Raw genomic sequence first — 17,265 nt, forward strand, 5'->3', positions numbered from 1 at the left:
CCAGTCGCGGTCGTAGCCGTTGCCGGAGGCGTCCACGAGGTTGCCCGTGGAGTTGACCAGGACCTCGCCCTCACCGCGGTCGGCGGCCTCGTCGTCGACCCGGGCCCACCTGCCGGTGCGCGGCGAGACCAGCGCCTCCTGGCCGGGGCCGGCCGGCTGCCAGCGGCCGGCCAGCAGGATCCGTGCGGTCGCCGCGGCCGGGGTGGATGCTGACGCCGTCCGCGGAGAGGTCTTCCGGGCGGACTTGGTCGGTATGGGCGGTGTAGCCGGTGTAGTCGGCGCGGCCGGTGGATCGCTCAGGGGCGCCAGGATCGCCTCCAGGAAGCCGGGCTCGGCCACCGCGTCATTGTTGAGCAGGACCAGGACGTCCTCGCTCATGCCTCGGGCCCCGAGGTTGACGCCTGCGCCGAAGCCCAGGTTGCGGCTCGACCGGACCACCGTCAGGCCCTCCCGGCTCAGACGCTCGGCTGAACCATCCCCAGAGGCGTTGTCGACGACGACGAGCGCGTCACCGTCCCCCAGCTGCCCAGTGATCGAGCGGGCCGCCCGGATCGTCAGTTCGGCCCGACGCCAGTTGACGATGACGACGCGTGCCGAGGGACGCCTGACGAGCTGTGTCACACCACACCCCCGATGAGGGCGTTGTACACCTCTGTGTGCGCGGCGGCGCAGGCGTCCCAGGTGAAGGTCCGGGCGCGCTCGCGGCCCGCCTGAGCCAGCTCGTCGTGGGCCGGGCCGATGGCCTGGGCGAGTCGGTCCGCGATCTCACGGGGCGAGGCGGGGTCGGCCAGCAGGCCGACCTCCCCGCACACCTCGGCCATGCAGGTTCCGGCGCTGGTGACCACCGGGGCGCCGTAGGCCATGGCCTCCAGGACCGGCAGGCCGAAGCCCTCCCAGATGGAGGGGAAGCAGAACGCGCGCGCGCCGCTGTAGGCGGCTGCGAGCTCGTCGTCGTCGAGTCTGCCGGTGACGTGGACGCGCTCGCCCAGACGGGCCAGCAGCGCGCGCTCGACGGCGTCGTCGCCCCATCCGGCCGGACCGACCAGGACCAGGTCGAGGTCGCCGGCGTCGTCATGCTCCTCGATCAGGATCACGAAGGCCCGCAGCAGTCCCAGCAGGTTCTTGCGCGGTTCTCGCGTGCCCGTCCACAGGATGTAGTCGCGCGTGAGGCCCCGGGTGGTGCGGAAGCCCTCGATCTGGCCGTCGGTGACGGCGCGGGCACGCACCCCATGCGGGATGACGTAGAGGCGAGCGGCGTCGATCCCGGCCGCGATGCAGTCGTCGGCTGTGGCCTGGGAGGGGACGATGATGGCGCTGGCCTCGGAGACCACGCGCTCCAGCGAGCGGTTGAAGTAGGCGTTGCCGCGGGGGGTGAAGTGCTCGGGGGCACGCAGGAAGGCCAAGTCGTGCACGGTGACTGCCATCGGCAGCGAGGTGGCCGGCAGGGCCCAGGTGGTGGCATGGATGAGCTGGGCGCCGGGCAGGATGGACTCGGCACGCGGCAGTCCCAGGCGGTTCCAGGACTCGTACAGGGCGGTACGCGGCAGATGGGAGCGGCGCACCGGCATCGGCGGCAGACCCGCCTCCCGAGTGGACAGGGCCGTCTGGCGGCGGGCGGCGATCCCCGCCACGGGCACCTGCCGGGCGCGCAGAGCCTTGGTCAGCTCGGCGATGTAGGTGCCGGAGCCGCCCGGCACGGGCTGCCACAGCTGCTCGACCACCAGGCCCACTCGTGGGCCTCGGGGGCGGCCGGGGCGATGGGGGTGATCGGAGCCGGAGGCCGTGGAGTCCGAGCCCGGACCGGTGCCGGAAGTGCGGCGGACGGTGGGGGAGGGGGGAGGGGCCGGGGAGTGAGCCGGGCGTGGGTGGACTGCGCTCATGGGCTCAGGGTACGGGTGGCCGCGCGCGGCGCGGTAGCCTGCGTCCATGAAGGTTCTTCTCGATGCGACGGCGATCCCGGCCGATCTTGGAGGCGTGGGCCGCTATGTCGACGACCTCGTACCCGAGCTCATCGCCTCCGGCGTCAACCTGGCCCTGGCCGTCCAGCAGCGGGATGTGGCGCACTTCTCCGCCAAGACGCCCCGCGCCCACCTCTTCCCGGTGTCGGAGTCCATGGAGTCGCGTGGTGCCCGGATGGCCTGGGAGCAGACGGGGCTGCCGGCCCTCATCCACCGGATCCGTCCCGACGTCCTGCACTCGCCCCACTACACCTTCCCCGCCCTGCACCAGGTACCCGTGGTCGTCACCCTCCACGACGCCACCTTCTTCTCCCACCCGCAGGCGCACTCGCCCTTCAAGCAGAAGTTCTTCACCCGTGCCATCCGCCGGGCTGTGCGCCGGGCCGACGCGCTCGTCGTGCCGTCCCTGGCCACCCGTGATGAGACCGTCAAGTACGCCGGTGGGGACCCAGGGCGCTTCCACGTCGCTTATCACGGTGTGGACACCTCCGTGTTCCACCCGGTCGACGATGCCGAGCGTGCCCGTGTGGCCGCCTCCCTCGGACTGGAGGGCAGGCGGTACATCGGTTTCCTGGGCACCCTGGAGCCCCGGAAGAACGTCCCCAACCTGGTGCGCGCCTGGGTGGACGTCTTCCGTGACTCCGACGATGCCCCGGCCCTGGTCCTGGCCGGCGGCCCCGGCTGGGACGCCGACATCGAGCCGGCTCTGGCCGAGGTCCCTCCGTACCTGACCGTCCTGCGGCCCGGCTACCTGCCCCTGAAGGACCTGCCCGGGTTCCTGTCGGGTTGCGAGATCCTGGCCTACCCCTCCATCGGTGAGGGCTTCGGGCTGCCGGTGCTGGAGGCGATGGCCTGCGGAGCGGCCGTACTCACCACCCGTGAGCTGAGCCTGCCGGAGGTCGGCGGGGACGCCGTCGCCTACTGCGGGGCGGACGCCCAGGCCATCGCTCGGGCCCTGGTGGTCCTCGACGCCGACCCCGAGCGACGCCGGGCCCTGGGGGTCGCCGCTGCCGAGCGGGCCGACGAGTTCACCTGGAGGGCCTCCGCTCAGGCGCATGTCGAGGCCTACCGCGCCGCCATGGCGCGGTAGGCTCGGGAACTCGGTGTGCGCGGCGAGGCGAAGAGTCCCTGTTCCACGTTCCACCTCCTTTCCGCCCTCCGCACCACCGCCATGGCTGTCATGATCGGTGGTCCGCTCGTGTAGACTCCCCAGCGGGCCCCTTGCATTGAACAGGCCCGTCGTGGAGCGTTGGGAAGGAAATGCCGGCTAGTGGACGAGTCCAGGTCTTCTGAGGTCGAGGAAGCGCATGCTTCGCCTGGAGCGGGGATGCGGCGTGTTCTCGTCACCGGTGCCAACGGGCAACTGGGGCGTGCGCTCATGTCTCTGCTTCCGCAGGCCGGGTTCGTGCCCACCGGCGTCGACCTGCCGGAGGCGGACATCTCGGACACGGCCGCCATGGAGGTCTGGGACTGGTCGCGCTACGACGTCGTCATCAACGCCGCCGCCTGGACCGACGTCGACGGCGCTGAGACCCCCGAGGGGCGCCGCCTGTCCTGGCGGGCCAATACGGTGGGGCCGGTCAACTTGGCTCGGGCGGCCGTCCGGCACGGCCTGATCGTGGTACACATATCCTCCGAGTACACCTTCGACGGCGCCACGGTCGTCCACACGGAGGCGGAGACTCCTTCACCGCTGGGCGTCTACGGTCAGTCCAAGGCCGCCGGTGACGCCGCTATCAGCGTCTGCCCGCGCCACTACCTGGTGCGGACCTCCTGGGTGGTGGGAGACGGTGAGAACTTCGTCAAGACGATGCTCTCGCTGGCTGGGCGCGGCGTCACTCCGAGCGTCGTCGCCGACCAGACCGGTCGCCTCACCTTCGCCTCCGATCTGGCCGCAGGCATCGTCCACCTGCTCACCTCGGGGGCCGAGTTCGGCACCTACAACCTCTCCGGTGGGGGACCGGTCGTCTCCTGGGCGGACATCGCCAAACGCGTCTATGAGCGCGCCGGCCGCAGCTCCGATGAGGTCACCTCTGTCACCACCGAGGAGTACTACGCCGGTCGGGAGGGGGTCGCGCCTCGTCCCCTCAGCTCCGTCCTGGACCTCGCCAAGATCGAGGCCGCCGGCTTCACCCCCGCCGACTCCATGGAGCGGCTGAAGGACTATCTCAACGAGCTTCTTGCCTGAGTCCATTCGGCCGGGCCCGGATGTGAAAGGGCTGCGGGGCGGCCACGTAGAGATGCTTCAGATCGAGGGTAGGAGGAGTTTCGGGGTTTCATGGTCACCGTTAAGCACGATTCCTTGGCGATCATGCCGGCCTGGAACGAGGCCGCCGTCATTGGTTCGGTGATTGAGGAGGTCCTGCGCGTCGCGGGGGACAAAGTCGATGTCCTCGTTGTCTCTGACGGCTCCACCGATGCCACGGCCCGCATCGCCCGTGAGGCCGGTGCGGCCGTCCTCGACCTACCGCTGAACCTCGGGGTGGGGGGAGCGATGCGCGCCGGCTACCTCTATGCGGAGCGCCACGGCTATCGCCGGGCCATCCAGCTCGACGCCGATGGTCAGCACGACCCGGCAGAGATCGACACCCTCTTCGACGCGGCCCGGGCAGAGGCCGCCGACCTGGTCATCGGTGCCCGTTTCGCCGGTAAGGGCGACTACAAGGTGCGCGGCCCTCGTCAGTGGGCGATGAAGCTCCTGTCCGTCATCCTCTCGCGAGTCTGCGGTACTCGGTTGACGGACACGACCTCCGGCTTCAAGCTCGCCAATCAGCGCGCCATCCACCTCTTTGCCCATGACTACCCGGCCGAGTACCTCGGCGACACCATCGAGGCACTGGTCATCGCCAGGCGCTCGGGTCTGTGTATCCGTCAGGCCGCCGTCGTCATGCGCCCGAGAGCCGGCGGCACCCCGTCCCATAGCCCCCTCAAGGCCGCGCGGTTCCTCATCCGGGCATTCCTCGCCCTGGGCGTGGCGCTGAGCCGACCGAGCTCGCAGTTCAGGACGCCGGAAGTCAGAGAGGTCCAGGGATGACAAGCACCTACTGGCTGGGAGTCGTCTTCGCCTTCATCGTCCTGTTCGGCATCTTTGTCAGGATGCGTAATCAGGGGATGAAGGAGCGCTACGCCACCTGGTGGCTGGTTATCGCAATCGCGGTGGCTGTCATCTCGATCTTCCCTCGCGTCCTGGATGAGGCGGCCCACCTCGTCGGTGTCCAGGTACCGCTGAATCTCGCCTTCTTCCTTGCCGGAGTCATCATGCTCCTGCTCTCGCTCCGATTCAGCGTCGACCTGTCGCAGTCTGATGAGGAGCGTCGCCGTTTAACCGAGGAGATCGCCTTTCTCCGGGCGGAGATTGACTCGTTGAAGTCCGATTCCAGGACTTCTCGCGAGGATTCCTCCACCGATCCATCTTGATTGAGAGACATACATGAGTTATGACGTCGTTGTTGTCGGTTCGGGTCTTTTCGGTCTGACCGTTGCGGAGCGCTGCGCCAATGAGTTGGGGCTGTCGGTGCTCATTCTGGAGCGTCGGCACCACATCGGTGGAAACGCTTACTCTGAGATCGATCCTCGCACCGGTATCGAAGTTCATAAGTATGGCGCTCATCTCTTCCACACCTCGAATGAGCGCGTGTGGAGGTACGTCAACCGATTCACCTCCTTCACGTCCTACGTCCACCACGTCTTCACGAATCATGACGGCGTCGTCTATCCGATGCCGATCAATCTGGGGACGATCAACCAGTTCTTCTCCGCGGCCTACTCCCCGGACGAGGCTCGCGCCCTCATCGCCCAACAGGCCGGCGAGCTGGCGGGCCAGGACCCGGAGAACCTCAATGACAAGGGCATCTCCCTCATCGGCCGCCCCCTGTACGAGGCCTTCATCAAGGAGTACACCGGCAAGCAGTGGCAGACGGATCCCAAGGACCTGCCCGCCTCGATCATCTCCCGCCTCCCCGTGCGCTACACCTATGACAACAGGTACTTCAATGACGCGTACGAGGGTCTGCCGGCCGACGGTTATACGGCCTGGCTGGAGAGGATGGCCGACAGCCCCTTGATCGATGTCCGTCTCAACACGGATTTCTTCGACACCTCCCAGCCTCACCATCGAGACGCCCTCAGAGGTCGGGTTCCCGTTGTCTACACCGGTCCGGTCGACCGCTACTTCGACTACTCGCAGGGCACGCTGTCGTGGCGAACCATCGACTTGGAGACCGAGTACCCGCCCACTGGCGACTTCCAGGGCACAAGTGTCATGAACTATCCGGATGCCGATGTCGCCTACACCCGCATCATCGAGCCTCGGCACTTCCATCCCGAGCGCGACTACCCCACGGATCGAACCGTCATTATGAAGGAGTACTCGCGTTTCGCCGGTGAGGGCGACGAGCCCTACTACCCTGTCAACGCCCCTCAGGACCGGGAGATGCTCCTGGCCTATCGCGAGCTCGCCGACCGTGAGGAGGGGGTCTTCTTCGGTGGTCGTCTGGGGACATACCAGTACCTGGACATGCATATGGCCATCGGGGCGGCTTTATCCATGGTGGATAATATTCTTTCGCCACTTTTTCAGTCTCGGGACTGAAGGAGTCGAGTGCATGAAATAACTGACCGTACGTCAATGGCGGGCGTGGATGTTGTTTCTGAATGATGCCGACGTGTTAATATGATTTCACCCAAGCTTCTGTGTTAGAGGAAGGGATCTCATGACTGTTGATATTTTGCTCCCCTATTATGGTGATGTCGCCATGATGAAGGAGGCCGTCCGTAGTGTCCTGCGGCAGGAGAATCCTCATTGGCGGCTGATCGTCGTCGACGACGGATATCCCGATGACTCCATTCCTGGGTGGTTCGAGTCGCTTGATGACTCGCGCATCACCTATGAGCGCAATGAGAAGAATCTTGGCGCCAACGCCAACTACCGCAAGTGCCTTACGTTCGTGGAGAACCCGCTGGTCCAGGTGATGGGGGCCGACGACGTCATGCTGCCGAACTATGTCGATTGGCTCGTCGATGCCGCGAAGCGGTATCCGAGAGCCGGCGTGTTCCAGCCTGGCGTCGTGGTGATCAACGAGGCCGGCGCGCAGTCGAATACCATGGTGGAGAAGGTCAAGCGCTTCTACATGCCTCGGGGCGGGTCCGCCCAGCTGCTGACCGGGGAGCGGTTCGCGGTCTCGGTCCTCAGGGGGGACTGGCTCTACTTCCCGTCCCTGGCCTGGCGTGCCGAGACCATTCTGGGGATCGGCTTCCGCAAGGGCTATGACGTCGTTCAGGACCTCGCCCTCGTGTGCGACGTGGCCATGAGCGGAAAAGGGCTGCTCTACGACCCCACACTGGCCTTCATGTATCGGCGCCATTCCGGCTCCGACTCCTCCTGGCGCGCCCTGGAGGGAACGCGTTTCGACGAGGAGCGCCGCTTCTTCCTTCAGATGGCCTCCGAGATGCAGGCGCGCGGATGGCGCAGGGCCGCCAGGGTCTCCCGGCTGCACGTGTCATCGCGACTGCACGCGGGCTCCCTCCTGCCTCGGGCGGTGCGTGTGAACAACCGGACAGGAATACGGAATCTTGCTCGCCACATCGTAAGGTAGCGCTGTGAAGCACCATGACGCCGAGGACGCCCTCACCGGCCCAGCGACCGACGCCAGTCACAACGCGAGCGGAGCCGGTGGGTCCCAAATCCCGATCGACGTCGATGGTGCGTTCAGTACCAGCACAGCCCGTACAGAGGCCGAGTCGGTGGCTGGTGTCCAGGCCGCGGCTGCGCATGTCGCCCCTGCGCTCACGGCCGAGGTGGCCGACTTGAGATCGGCTACTGAGGGGGTCGCGGTGGCGCGAGGTCGTCTGACCCGCTGGTTGCTCACTGTCGGACGCCTCGGTCCGCGCCAGGTGTTCTGGCTGGCTTTCGGGGTCCTGTTCGTCTTGATGGCGGCGTGGGCGCTCTACACCCCGGTGATGGCCGCGGCCGATGAGCCGGCGCACATGTGGAAGGCGGTCGCCACCGTTCGCGGTCAGATCGCCAACCCCGAGATCCTGGGCAACCGGGAGGTGACGATCCCTGAGATGTATCGCGATGCGCAGGACTTCATGTGCAACGCCTTCCATCCGGACGCGCCGCAATCGATCTGCGACGTCTCCAAAGTCTTCACCCAGGAGACTCCCGACGGTTCCCTACGGCTCGTGTCTCCGGCGGCTCTGTACAACCCGCTCTACTACGCGCTTATCGGCTGGCCGTCCTTCCTGCCGGACAATCTTGTCAACATCTATCTCATGCGCCTCATCAGCGCGACGATCGCGGCGCTGTTCTTCGCCTGGGGCTTCCGGGCGCTTCGGCAGGCGGATATTTCCGCGATAGGGATGGTGTCGGCGACTGCCGTCGTCACGCCGGCCGCCGTGTTCCTGTGCAGCGTCATCAACCCGCAGTCGCTGGAGATCAGCGCCGCCTTCGCCCTGTGGTGCCAACTGCTCCTCGTCATCCGGAGACCGAACTCCGATCGGCTCGGGCGGCGGATGTGGCTCCTTGCCCTCATCGCGGTCATGTTCGCCAACTCCCGCGGACTGTCTCCGTTCTTCCTCGCGCTCATCGTCATCAGCTGCGTCGCTCTCCAGCCGTGGCGATTCACTTGGCGGGTCATCAAGGACCGGCGTTCCTGGCTCCCCATCCTCGTCACTTTCGTCGGCACGGTCGGTGCATCCGCCTGGGTGGTGCTCACCAACGGCTTGGAGGGCGGGGGCGGTCCCGACGCCGCCCCGCACCTCACCTTCCGCTACGTCTTCAAATGGACGCTCTACGCCTCGGACACCTACGTTCAGCAAATCGTCGGGACCTTCGGGTGGATGGACACGGTTATGCCCATGTGGTGGGTCATCCTCTTCTCCGTTGCCTTCGTCGCCTCAGTGATACTGCTGTGGACCGTGGGCTCCTGGCGTGAGCGGATCGTGGTCATGGGCACCGGCATCGTCTTCTGCGTGCTGGTTCCCGCGGTGCTCCACGGGCGCGAGGCCAGAGTCATCGGCTGGATGTGGCAGGGAAGGTACATCTTCCCGGTCCTCATCGGTCTGCCCGTACTCGTGGCCTACGTGCTCCACTCCCGTCTGGCCCACAAGAAGCTCGCGATAGGTCGTCGTCTGCTGTTGTCCTGGGCGCTGTTGTTCGTCATCACGCACATCGGCGGGCTCATCATCACGATGCACCGCTACATCAACGGCATCTACGGCTCCTGGCGCTACGTCACCAAGGACTCCTGGCTCCCGCCGGCTCCGCTATGGGGGGCCGGAGCGGCCATGGTGCTCTTCGCCGTCGGTGCGGTGATCCTCTTCATGCGCATGGTGCCGCCCGACGATCTTCATCAGGACGCTCCCGCCGCAGTGGGTCAGGCCTCGGGTTCCGATGTCGAGGTCGGCGGCAAGGGCCCGAGTGGCCGGTCTCCGGCCGGGGCCGAGAGCGCACCGCAACCGGCCTGAGCCGCCTCGCCGGTGTGGCACAATCGCCTGCGGGCGAGGCGAAAGGCCGACGCAACCATGGCTGAGAAACGATAGGAGTGTCAGACTGTGTCTGAAGCGCTGTTGGACGACCCGGAGCTGCTCAAGCACATCCAGGCCCTGCTCCTGAAGATGCTCAAGGACTTCGACGACACCTGTCGCCGCCTCGATATCCCCTACTCCGTCTACGGCGGCACCATGATCGGAGCGATCCGCCATCAGGGCTTCATCCCCTGGGACGACGACGTCGATGTGCTCATGACGCGCGCCGACTATGAGCGCTTCCTCAAGGAGGCCCCCTCGGCCCTGCCCTCCGGATACCAGATCGACAACACCCGGACCCGTCCCGAGTACCCCTTCATGTTCACCAAGCTCGGTCTGAAGGGCACTGTCCTCATCCCCGAGTTCGGCAAGGGGTCGGCTTACCGGATGCCGATCTCTCTGGACATCCTGCCCGTCGACAACATCCCCGACGATGTCCGCGCATTCCGCAGGATGAGCCGAAGGACCTGGTTGTGGGGACGCCTCCTCTTCCTTCAGGGCACGCCCACCCCTTACCTCATCGGGATCACCGGGGCCAAGCGCATGGTCATCCACACGATCACCTCCGCGATCCATGTGGGTCTGCGTCTCATGCGGGCCACGCCGCGCTCCCTGCAGGGGCGTTGGGAGAAAGCTGCTCGCAGCTACGAGCACGTCTCCACCAGGCGGATGGCCGACTTCTCCATGCGTGACCCGGAGAACTGGACCGTCACCATGGACGACCTCTACCCACCTCTGGAAATGCCCTTCGAGAACATCACCGTCAAAGTCGCCCGCAACTACGACGCCATGATGCGCCGCTCCTACGGCGACTACATGGAGCTGCCGCCCATGGAGCAGCGCCGCAATCACAAGCCCTGTGAGATCGACTTCGGGCCTTATGCCGATGTCGCCGAGGTGGCCGCTGAAGCGGTTGCCGAACCCGCCCCCGAGACGAGCGCTCCGCCCGCCTCGGGCACTGCCGCCGGCACTGCGGTCGACTGAAGCTCGCAGCGCATGCCTCGCGTGAGGAAGAGCAAGACCTCGCAGGTCGGTCGTGACTACTTCTGGAACACCGCCGCGTCATTCATGATGTCGCTGGCGACAGTCATCCTGACAGTGGTCGTCACCCGTTCCGCAGGGCTCGCGGCCGCCGGAGTCTTCGGGCTGGCCTATCAGGCCGGGCAGCAGTTCCAGCCCCTGGGCATGTACGAGATCAGGCCCTACCAGGTCACCGATCTGCAGCACCGATTCAGCTTCGGCAGCTATCTGGCCACCAGGATCGTCACAGTGGTGCTCATGATCCTGGGAATCATCGGTTACGCGGTGCTCTTCGGCGACGGTCCCAGCGATATGCTGCTCATTGTGCTCATCGCCTCCCTGCGCGTCTTCGACGCCTTCGAGGACGTCTATGTCTGCGAGTTCCAGCGGGCCGGGCGCCTCGACATCGGCGGGCAGTCATGGTTCTGGCGCTCTTTGACGACAGCGGCGGTGTTCTCCGGAATGCTCATCGTCACTGGTGACCTGCTGAGCTCGGCGATCGTCGCGCTGGTCTTCTCCCTCGCAGCCACGGTGCTCCTCTACGTGCCTCGGGCTCGTGGCCTCTTCCCTCAACGGCCCGTGTGGGAGGCCCGACTCATCAAGGAGCTGCTGGTTGTCTGCCTGCCCCTGTGCCTGGCCTCCTTCATCTCCATGTACTTGGCGAGTGCACCGCGATTCGCCATCAAGCACTACCTCGACTCCACCCAGCAGGGCTACTTCACCATTCTGTTCATGCCGGCCATGGCGATCAACCTGCTCTCCATCATGGTCTTCCGCCCCCTGCTCACCTCCATGGCGAGCTTGTGGGTGGACGCCGACCTGCCCGGTTTCAATCGGCTCATCCGGCGTGGTCTGATGGCGACCGTCGGAGCCTTCGCCGCCGTCGGGACGGTTACCTTCTTTGCGGGCGCTCCTATTCTGGGCCTGGTCTACGGCAAGGACGTCTCCATGTTCCGCACCGAGCTCATGGTCCTGGTCCTCGGCGGGGCGATGAACGCCGCCAGCGTTGTCCTCTACTACGCCCTGACCACGATGCGGCTCCAGAAACTCGCCTTCGTGGGTTACGCGGTCGCAGCCGCGGCGATGACGCTGCTGTTCGTCTTCCTGGTCCCATCACACGGCCTGCTGGGCGTCTCCATCTCCTACGCCTGCGCAATGGCCCTCCTGGTCCTCATCTTCGGTCTGTTCCAGCAGCGATCCACTGCGGCGCACAGCGGTGGAGGACGTGCCTGACCGAGAGAAGAGCACCAGGTTGCTCCTATAGGGCGGCCCGCATGCCACTGACCCGTTTGGCCGGTTTATTCGCTCCCCGTGACCTCGGGTCCCGCGACAACGCCCTCAACCTGCTCCGGCTCGTCCTGGCCTTCATGGTCCTCTACTCCCATGCGGATATCCTTGCCGGGACCGGGGGCGACTTCGAGGCGGCCGGGCAGCACCTTGGCAGCTGGGGTGTCGTCGGCTTCTTCGCCATCTCCGGCTTCCTCATCACGGGCTCACGCATGCGCGCTGACGCCAGCACTTACCTCATCAATCGCGTCACCCGCGTCTTCCCGGCTTCCTGTTCTCCTTCGTCTTCGTCGCCTTCGTCATGGCTCCGGCAGCGCATGTGATCGAGAAGGGCACGTTCGACGGCTACTTCGGAGCAGTGCCCACGCCCGGCAGCTACGTCTATTCCAACATTCTGCTGCGCATCTCCACCTACAATATCGGCACCACGTTTGCCACCGTGCCCTATCCCGGGACCTGGAACGGCTCCCTGTGGGGCCTTCTACTACGAGTTCGGGTGCTACCTCATCATGGGACGGGAATACGCCGAGGATCATCAAGGTCCACGACATCTCCTACGGCGTCTACATCTACCACTTCCCGGTCCTCCAGCCGCTCATCCTGTTGGGGATGCGCCGCCACGGCCTGCCCCTCCTTCTGCTGGTGGCCGGTGTCGCGACTGTCATCCTGACCGTTGCCGGCCGGCTCGGTATCGAGCGTGCCGTCATGCGATGGTCCCGGGAGTGCAGACCCTGGGGTGACCTGTGCCAAGAGGCCCGTTGAGCTCCCAGCAGAGGTGGATCTTCAGCGCGCCAGGATATGGGTGGTCAGGGTGCATAGCGCAGTCGAGTCCCTGCGATGCAGCGCCGTCGGCAGCAGTGACAGGGCGTGGGCCCGCGAGATCGTGTGCCGTTTCGCCGCGCGCGCGGCCCGGTGCCAGCCATTGCGTCGCATCAGTCGGGAGGCCAGCGTGAAGTAGGTGCGCTCGCCGGCGAACCTGTTTCCGTCGAACAACGACGTCGAGGACGCCGACTCCTCATGGCGCCGGTAGGAGAAGCACACGTGCGGATCGAGCAGGAGGCACCCTCCGGCCGCGATGATGTCGATGACCAGGGCCAGATCCTGGATGATGGGGAAGCCGGGGCGGAAGGGCGTCGAGGCGAGTGCTTCGCGGCGGAAGGCCAGTGAGGGCCAGTAGAGCCAGTCGGCCTTGAGCAGGGAGACGGCCAGTTCCTCGCCACTGAGTAGGCGGGGCTGGTGCGTGCGCGGCATCACCGCGCGCTTGATCAAGTCGGTCAGGGGGTTCACGGGGCGTCCCCGGGAGTCGATGGGCTGGACCCCGGGCTGGATGATGTCCGCCTGCGGGAACTTCTCATGAAGGGTCAGCATGCGTGCCACGTAGTCGGGTTGCATGATGTCATCGCAGCCCAGGAGCATCACCAGGTCCGCTGAGGCCATTTCGATGCAGCGCTCGTAGTTCGCGGTGATGCCGAGGTTCTTCCCGTTGCGGATGTAGACGACCCTGGGATGGCCCAGACGCTTGAAGTACTGAGGGACATCGGGATCCGGGTAGCAGTCATCGACGACGGTCAGGTGCCAGCGCTCATCGGTCTGGTTCAGGACGGCCTCAACCGTCTCATACAGGTACCGGGGCTCGCCCCAGAACGGGAGCATGATGTCGAGCATGGCTCTCCTCGTCACGATGATCACCGACTGTCCGACTGTACGTTTTTGCGGCGAAGCAGCAGTTTAGTCACCTTTGAGACGCGGCGTGTCCGAATGGCCGATGTGAATCACCCGATTGGTTCCGGTCGATCCGGCCGGGATCGGTTCCGGTCAGCCCGCGCCACCGGCGAGGATCCTCGGCACTGCCTCATCGCCGTTCTCGTACCAGGACAGCAGGGCATCGACGTAATCGGTGACGTGGCGGTAGTAAGTGAAGACGTCCTGGCCGGCGTCGTCGCCCTCGGCCTCCTTGGCCAGGGCCCACACGTACCAGCACCAGCCGGCGAAGACCACGTAGGACCAGAAGTGGCGGCGTTCGCCTGCGGTGGGGGTGCGGTCGAAGTAGTAGCCGATCGCCTCGTCGGCTCGCCGGACGCTCATCTGCGTGCATACCACCAGGGTCCCGAAGTCGCTGGCGACGTCGGACATGCCCGCGTACTCCCAGTCGATGAGATCGATGTGGCCGTCGGCGGACACCAGGAAGTTCGGCGGAAAGAAGTCGTTGTGGCTGGGTACCCGCTCGAAGCCGTCGGTATCGGCGTGGGCCTTGAGGCGCATGACCTTGGTGCGCAGCTCGACGTAGTCGGGCACGTCGATGGGGTGGTGACGCTCAACCAGCTGCTCGTAGTGCAGGGCCTCCCGAATGTAGTCGAAGTCCCGTTCAAGCTCCCTGCCGGAGGTGTGCAGGCTGCGGGCCATGCGCATGGCCCGTCTGAGCTCGTCGGCGTTGGAGGGGTCGAGGTTGCGGGCTCGGGGCACGAACCTTGAGATCTTCCATCCCCTCACGTCGTCGTCGGCCACGAAGGTCGTGTCCAGGCCGAGCTCGCGGGCCAGGCGCAGACCGGCCGCCTCGGCATGGCGATCGACGATCTCCTCGGTGCCGACACCGGGATGGCGGTAGACGTACTCCTCACCGTCCACGGCGAAGTGGCACGACAGGTTCGTCAGCCCCTGCTTGAGGGGATAGAAACCAGAGATCTCCGTCTTGCGGCACCCCAGGGCCTCGGAGATGTGATCGAAGACCTCGGAGTCCACGTTCTCAATGAACTTGGGGTCGAAGGAGCGGATCTCGTCGACCGAGTCGAACTCGTTGATCATGCCCTCGGGGTAACGGCGCATGACCATGTCGAGCTCCTTGACGTGCTCGATGTAGATCGCCTCCCACAGCTTGGGCGCCGTCTCCGGCAGGTGGTAGACCTCCTCCAGGATCCGCCGGAAGGCGGCGGAGAAGGCCCGATCGAAGTAGACGTGGCCCAGCATGACCCAGGCGTCGGCCCCTCCGACCTCGACATCCGTGATCCGTTCACCCGCCCCGGTCGTGATGCACCACTCCTCGGTGGGGCCCTCGACGTACTGGGCTGAGTAGTAGGCCTTGTAGACGTGCGACTCGAAGGGGTTGTCCGTGAAGTAGTCATCGGAGGAGCAGATGAAGGTGTTCTCCAGGATGTCGCGTACCAGCCACAGGGAACCGTTGTTGTTGCGCGAGACGTAGTCGTCGTTGACGACGATCCTCACGCCGAACTGCTCGGCCAGGTAGAAGAAGTACTCCTTCTTGTAGCCGACCACGAGCGTCACGTCCGTGATGCCGGCCTCGTGCAGCTGGCGGATCTGCCGCTCGACCAGGACCTCGTCGCGCACGCGCAGCATCCCCTTGGGGCGCTCGTAGGAGATCGGGGCGAAGCGCTGGGAGAGGCCGGCCGCCATGATGACGGCGTTGCTCACCCGGTGGGGCTCCAGAGCCGCCCGGCCCGCCTCGGTCAGGCGGCGCTCCTGGATGTGTCCGGCCGCCTCGCACTCGCGGACGGCGGCGTTGACTCGTCCCAGGGACATGCCGGTGGACTCCTGGATCTGGCGCTGAGTGAGTGCGCCATCGGCCCGCAGGAGGGCGTAGAGCACGTCGAACTGCGAGCGTGACAGGGCGTCTGCCATCGGTCCCACCATCCGTTCAGTTTATCGAGAGCTGCTTCGATGTTCGAAGATAGCAGATTGAGAGGGAAACTGAACTGTTGAGGTGGACTCTTGTGGGCACGTCTGGGCTCGCGCGGCTCGTGGGCGGGTGGCGTCGGTGTGAGCCACATGCCCACGAGCCTTGGGAAGGTCCCGGCGACCGGGGCCCGGCTCAGGCCTGCTGGTGCTCCAGCAGGCCCAGCAGGTAGGCGCCGTAGCCGGATTTGACCAGGGGCTCGGCCCGCTGGCGCAGGCCGTCGTCGTCGATGAAGCCCATGCGCCAGGCGACCTCCTCGGGGACGCCGATGTTGAGACCCTGGCGGTGCTGGACGGTGCGGATGAAGCTGGTGGCGTCGGCCAGGGAGTCGAAGGTTCCGGTGTCGAGCCAGGCGGTGCCGCGGGGGAGGACCTCCACGGTGAGCCTGCCGGCCTCCAGGTAGGTGCGGTTGACGTCGGTGATCTCGTACTCGCCGCGGGCCGAGGGCTTGAGGTTCCTCGCGATCTCGACGACGTCGTTGTCGTAGAAGTACAGGCCCGGGACGGCGTAGGTGGAGCGGGGACGGGTCGGCTTCTCCTCGATGGAGATCGCCTTGAAGTCCTCATCGAACTCGACAACGCCGTAGGCGGTGGGGTCGGCGACCTGGTAGGCGTAGACGACGCCGCCGTCGGGGTTGGTGTGATGACGCAGCCGGGTGCCCATGCCGGGGCCGTAGAAGATGTTGTCGCCCAGGACCAGGGCGGCGCTCTCGGCGCCGATGAAGTCGGCGCCCAGGACGAAGGCCTGGGCCAGGCCGTTGGGCTCCTGCTGGACGGTGTAGGACAGGTTGACGCCGAGCTGGGAACCGTCGCCCAGGAGGCGGTGGAAGGAGGGGGCGTCGTGAGGGGTGGTGATGATGAGGACGTCCTGGATCCCGGCGAGCATGAGGGTGCTCAGTGGGTAGTAGATCATCGGCTTGTCGTAGACGGGTACCAGCTGCTTGGAGGTCCCCAGGGTGATCGGGTTGAGTCGCGTGCCGGAGCCTCCGGCCAGAATGATTCCTCGCATGCTCCAAGCATGACCCATCCCGGCTCTCAATGGTGCCACCGTCGGATGATTCGGTCGCACATGTCGGTGGTGCGCGGCACGTTCGTCTCGGGCACACTCGTGTCCGAGACGCCAGTGCGGCGCTCCGGTCCACCTCGGGGAAGGGGAATGCGATGCGGCTCCCTCGGCGGACGTCGTCCTCCGACGGCGGCTCGGGTGCCGGTGGTTGCGCGCCCAGCCCCGTCCTGGTCGGTGTCTTCCTCGCGATGCTCCTGCTCTCGGCCGCCTGGACGCTGCTCGTCCCCCTGAGGGCTCAGGTCGATGAGACGAGTCACGCCACCTATGCGGCCGCCGTCGCCCGCGGCCAGGTCCTCGTCGAGGGGCACCGTGCCGCCGCCTCCGGCGCGTCCGGGCAGCAGATCCGGCACGACGTCGTCGTCCCCTCCTCCTACGGCGGTGTCCAGGATGGTGCCGCCTGTCTGTTCTGGCATCCCGAGACCCCGGAGTCCTGCGTCAGTCCCATACCCTCCCACTCATCCGGGCGGGTCGTAGTGAGTACCTCCGCTGCGAACTACCCGCCCGTCTACTACCTCCTGACGGGCTGGGTGACCCGGCTGCTGGACGGCCCGGCCGCCTGGTACGCGATGCGGGTGCTGACGTCGCTCGTCTGCGCCTCGTTGGCCACCCTGGGGGTGGCCGGCCTGTGGTGCGCCGGGGGCGGCCGGCCGTCGGTCGCGGTCCTGGGGGTGCTCACGCCGAGCGCCGTGTGCCTGGGCGGCGCGGTCAACCCGGCAGGTG

At 66.2% G+C, this 17,265-nt stretch carries 17 protein-coding genes; 12 read left to right on the forward strand and 5 right to left on the reverse strand.

What is annotated here, in order from left to right:
• Together RWR81_RS09370 and RWR81_RS09375 are read right to left on the reverse strand one after the other, a co-directional pair.
• On the reverse strand, positions 1 to 621 hold a 621-nt coding region (locus RWR81_RS09370), incomplete at its 3' end, for a glycosyltransferase (protein WP_314457136.1).
• Entirely contained in the window at positions 618 to 1,730 is a 1,113-nt protein-coding gene (locus tag RWR81_RS09375) for a glycosyltransferase family 1 protein (protein WP_314457165.1), read from the reverse strand. The genes RWR81_RS09375 and RWR81_RS09370, both read right to left, overlap by 4 nt.
• A gap of 196 nt (positions 1,731 to 1,926) precedes the next feature.
• Between RWR81_RS09375 and RWR81_RS09380 the strand changes: the two genes are divergently transcribed.
• From RWR81_RS09380 to RWR81_RS09430, 11 genes are all read left to right on the forward strand, one after another.
• The gene (locus RWR81_RS09380; protein ID WP_314457138.1) at positions 1,927 to 3,048 is read left to right on the forward strand and encodes a glycosyltransferase family 1 protein; all 1,122 of its coding nucleotides are present in this window, start codon (positions 1,927 to 1,929) and stop codon (positions 3,046 to 3,048) included.
• A 180-nt stretch (positions 3,049 to 3,228) separates the two neighbouring features.
• The gene (locus RWR81_RS09385) at positions 3,229 to 4,146 is read left to right on the forward strand and encodes an SDR family oxidoreductase (protein WP_399498327.1); all 918 of its coding nucleotides are present in this window, start codon (positions 3,229 to 3,231) and stop codon (positions 4,144 to 4,146) included.
• Between the two features lie 90 nt (positions 4,147 to 4,236).
• Complete coding sequence (locus tag RWR81_RS09390) at positions 4,237 to 4,992, forward strand: glycosyltransferase family 2 protein (RefSeq protein WP_314457142.1); 756 nt, start codon at positions 4,237 to 4,239, stop codon at positions 4,990 to 4,992.
• Entirely contained in the window at positions 4,989 to 5,375 is a 387-nt protein-coding gene (locus RWR81_RS09395) for a DUF2304 domain-containing protein (protein WP_314457144.1), read from the forward strand. The genes RWR81_RS09390 and RWR81_RS09395 overlap by 4 nt, the downstream gene beginning before the upstream one ends.
• 13 nt (positions 5,376 to 5,388) lie before the next feature.
• Positions 5,389 to 6,549, forward strand: a complete 1,161-nt coding sequence (gene glf / locus RWR81_RS09400; protein ID WP_314457146.1) for a UDP-galactopyranose mutase — start codon at positions 5,389 to 5,391, stop codon at positions 6,547 to 6,549.
• Between the two features lie 121 nt (positions 6,550 to 6,670).
• Positions 6,671 to 7,552: a glycosyltransferase family 2 protein gene (locus RWR81_RS09405; protein WP_314457148.1), complete on the forward strand. Its 882-nt coding sequence runs from the start codon at positions 6,671 to 6,673 to the stop codon at positions 7,550 to 7,552.
• Between the two features lie 4 nt (positions 7,553 to 7,556).
• Positions 7,557 to 9,425, forward strand: coding sequence for a DUF2142 domain-containing protein (locus RWR81_RS09410; RefSeq protein ID WP_314457150.1), 1,869 nt, complete (start codon positions 7,557 to 7,559; stop codon positions 9,423 to 9,425).
• A gap of 87 nt (positions 9,426 to 9,512) precedes the next feature.
• Positions 9,513 to 10,469 (forward strand): LicD family protein, encoded by a 957-nt coding sequence (locus RWR81_RS09415; RefSeq protein ID WP_314457152.1) that lies wholly within the window; start codon positions 9,513 to 9,515, stop codon positions 10,467 to 10,469.
• 21 nt (positions 10,470 to 10,490) lie between these two features.
• Positions 10,491 to 11,738 (forward strand): lipopolysaccharide biosynthesis protein, encoded by a 1,248-nt coding sequence (locus tag RWR81_RS09420; RefSeq protein WP_399498331.1) that lies wholly within the window; start codon positions 10,491 to 10,493, stop codon positions 11,736 to 11,738.
• A gap of 41 nt (positions 11,739 to 11,779) precedes the next feature.
• A complete protein-coding gene (locus tag RWR81_RS09425) occupies positions 11,780 to 12,115 on the forward strand; it encodes an acyltransferase family protein (protein WP_314457156.1) in 336 nt (111 codons plus the stop codon).
• Between the two features lie 148 nt (positions 12,116 to 12,263).
• Entirely contained in the window at positions 12,264 to 12,554 is a 291-nt protein-coding gene (locus RWR81_RS09430; protein WP_314457158.1) for a hypothetical protein, read from the forward strand.
• Positions 12,555 to 12,575: 21 nt separating this feature from the next.
• On the opposite strand, the gene RWR81_RS09435 is transcribed toward RWR81_RS09430, so the two are convergent.
• From RWR81_RS09435 to rfbA, 3 genes are all read right to left on the reverse strand, one after another.
• Positions 12,576 to 13,457 carry a glycosyltransferase gene (locus RWR81_RS09435; protein WP_314457160.1) on the reverse strand — a complete coding sequence of 294 codons (882 nt, stop codon included), beginning with the start codon at positions 13,455 to 13,457 and terminating at the stop codon, positions 12,576 to 12,578.
• Positions 13,458 to 13,607: 150 nt separating this feature from the next.
• Positions 13,608 to 15,425: a phosphotransferase gene (locus tag RWR81_RS09440; protein WP_314457161.1), complete on the reverse strand. Its 1,818-nt coding sequence runs from the start codon at positions 15,423 to 15,425 to the stop codon at positions 13,608 to 13,610.
• A gap of 190 nt (positions 15,426 to 15,615) precedes the next feature.
• Positions 15,616 to 16,488 carry a glucose-1-phosphate thymidylyltransferase RfbA gene (rfbA, locus tag RWR81_RS09445; protein ID WP_314457163.1) on the reverse strand — a complete coding sequence of 291 codons (873 nt, stop codon included), beginning with the start codon at positions 16,486 to 16,488 and terminating at the stop codon, positions 15,616 to 15,618.
• Positions 16,489 to 16,640: 152 nt separating this feature from the next.
• Here rfbA and RWR81_RS09450 point away from each other — a divergent pair.
• Positions 16,641 to 17,265: DUF2142 domain-containing protein (locus tag RWR81_RS09450; RefSeq protein WP_314457164.1), on the forward strand; the 625-nt coding region annotated here is incomplete at its 3' end.

Origin of the sequence: uncultured Actinomyces sp. (assembly GCF_963526355.1) — a bacterium.
In the GTDB taxonomy this organism is placed as follows: Bacteria; Actinomycetota; Actinomycetes; order Actinomycetales; family Actinomycetaceae; genus Actinomyces.

What these genes read in the sequence shown, in the direction of transcription:
- RWR81_RS09425 (WP_314457156.1), top strand. Translation starts at nt 11,780, where the DNA reads ATGCCACTGACCCGTTTGGCCGGTTTATTCGCTCCCCGTGACCTCGGG.
- RWR81_RS09380 (WP_314457138.1), top strand. Translation starts at nt 1,927, where the DNA reads ATGAAGGTTCTTCTCGATGCGACGGCGATCCCGGCCGATCTTGGAGGC.
- RWR81_RS09435 (WP_314457160.1), bottom strand. Translation starts at nt 13,457, where the DNA reads ATGCTCGACATCATGCTCCCGTTCTGGGGCGAGCCCCGGTACCTGTAT.
- RWR81_RS09395 (WP_314457144.1), top strand. Translation starts at nt 4,989, where the DNA reads ATGACAAGCACCTACTGGCTGGGAGTCGTCTTCGCCTTCATCGTCCTG.
- RWR81_RS09390 (WP_314457142.1), top strand. Translation starts at nt 4,237, where the DNA reads ATGGTCACCGTTAAGCACGATTCCTTGGCGATCATGCCGGCCTGGAAC.
- glf (WP_314457146.1), top strand. Translation starts at nt 5,389, where the DNA reads ATGAGTTATGACGTCGTTGTTGTCGGTTCGGGTCTTTTCGGTCTGACC.
- RWR81_RS09405 (WP_314457148.1), top strand. Translation starts at nt 6,671, where the DNA reads ATGACTGTTGATATTTTGCTCCCCTATTATGGTGATGTCGCCATGATG.
- RWR81_RS09440 (WP_314457161.1), bottom strand. Translation starts at nt 15,425, where the DNA reads ATGGCAGACGCCCTGTCACGCTCGCAGTTCGACGTGCTCTACGCCCTC.
- rfbA (WP_314457163.1), bottom strand. Translation starts at nt 16,488, where the DNA reads ATGCGAGGAATCATTCTGGCCGGAGGCTCCGGCACGCGACTCAACCCG.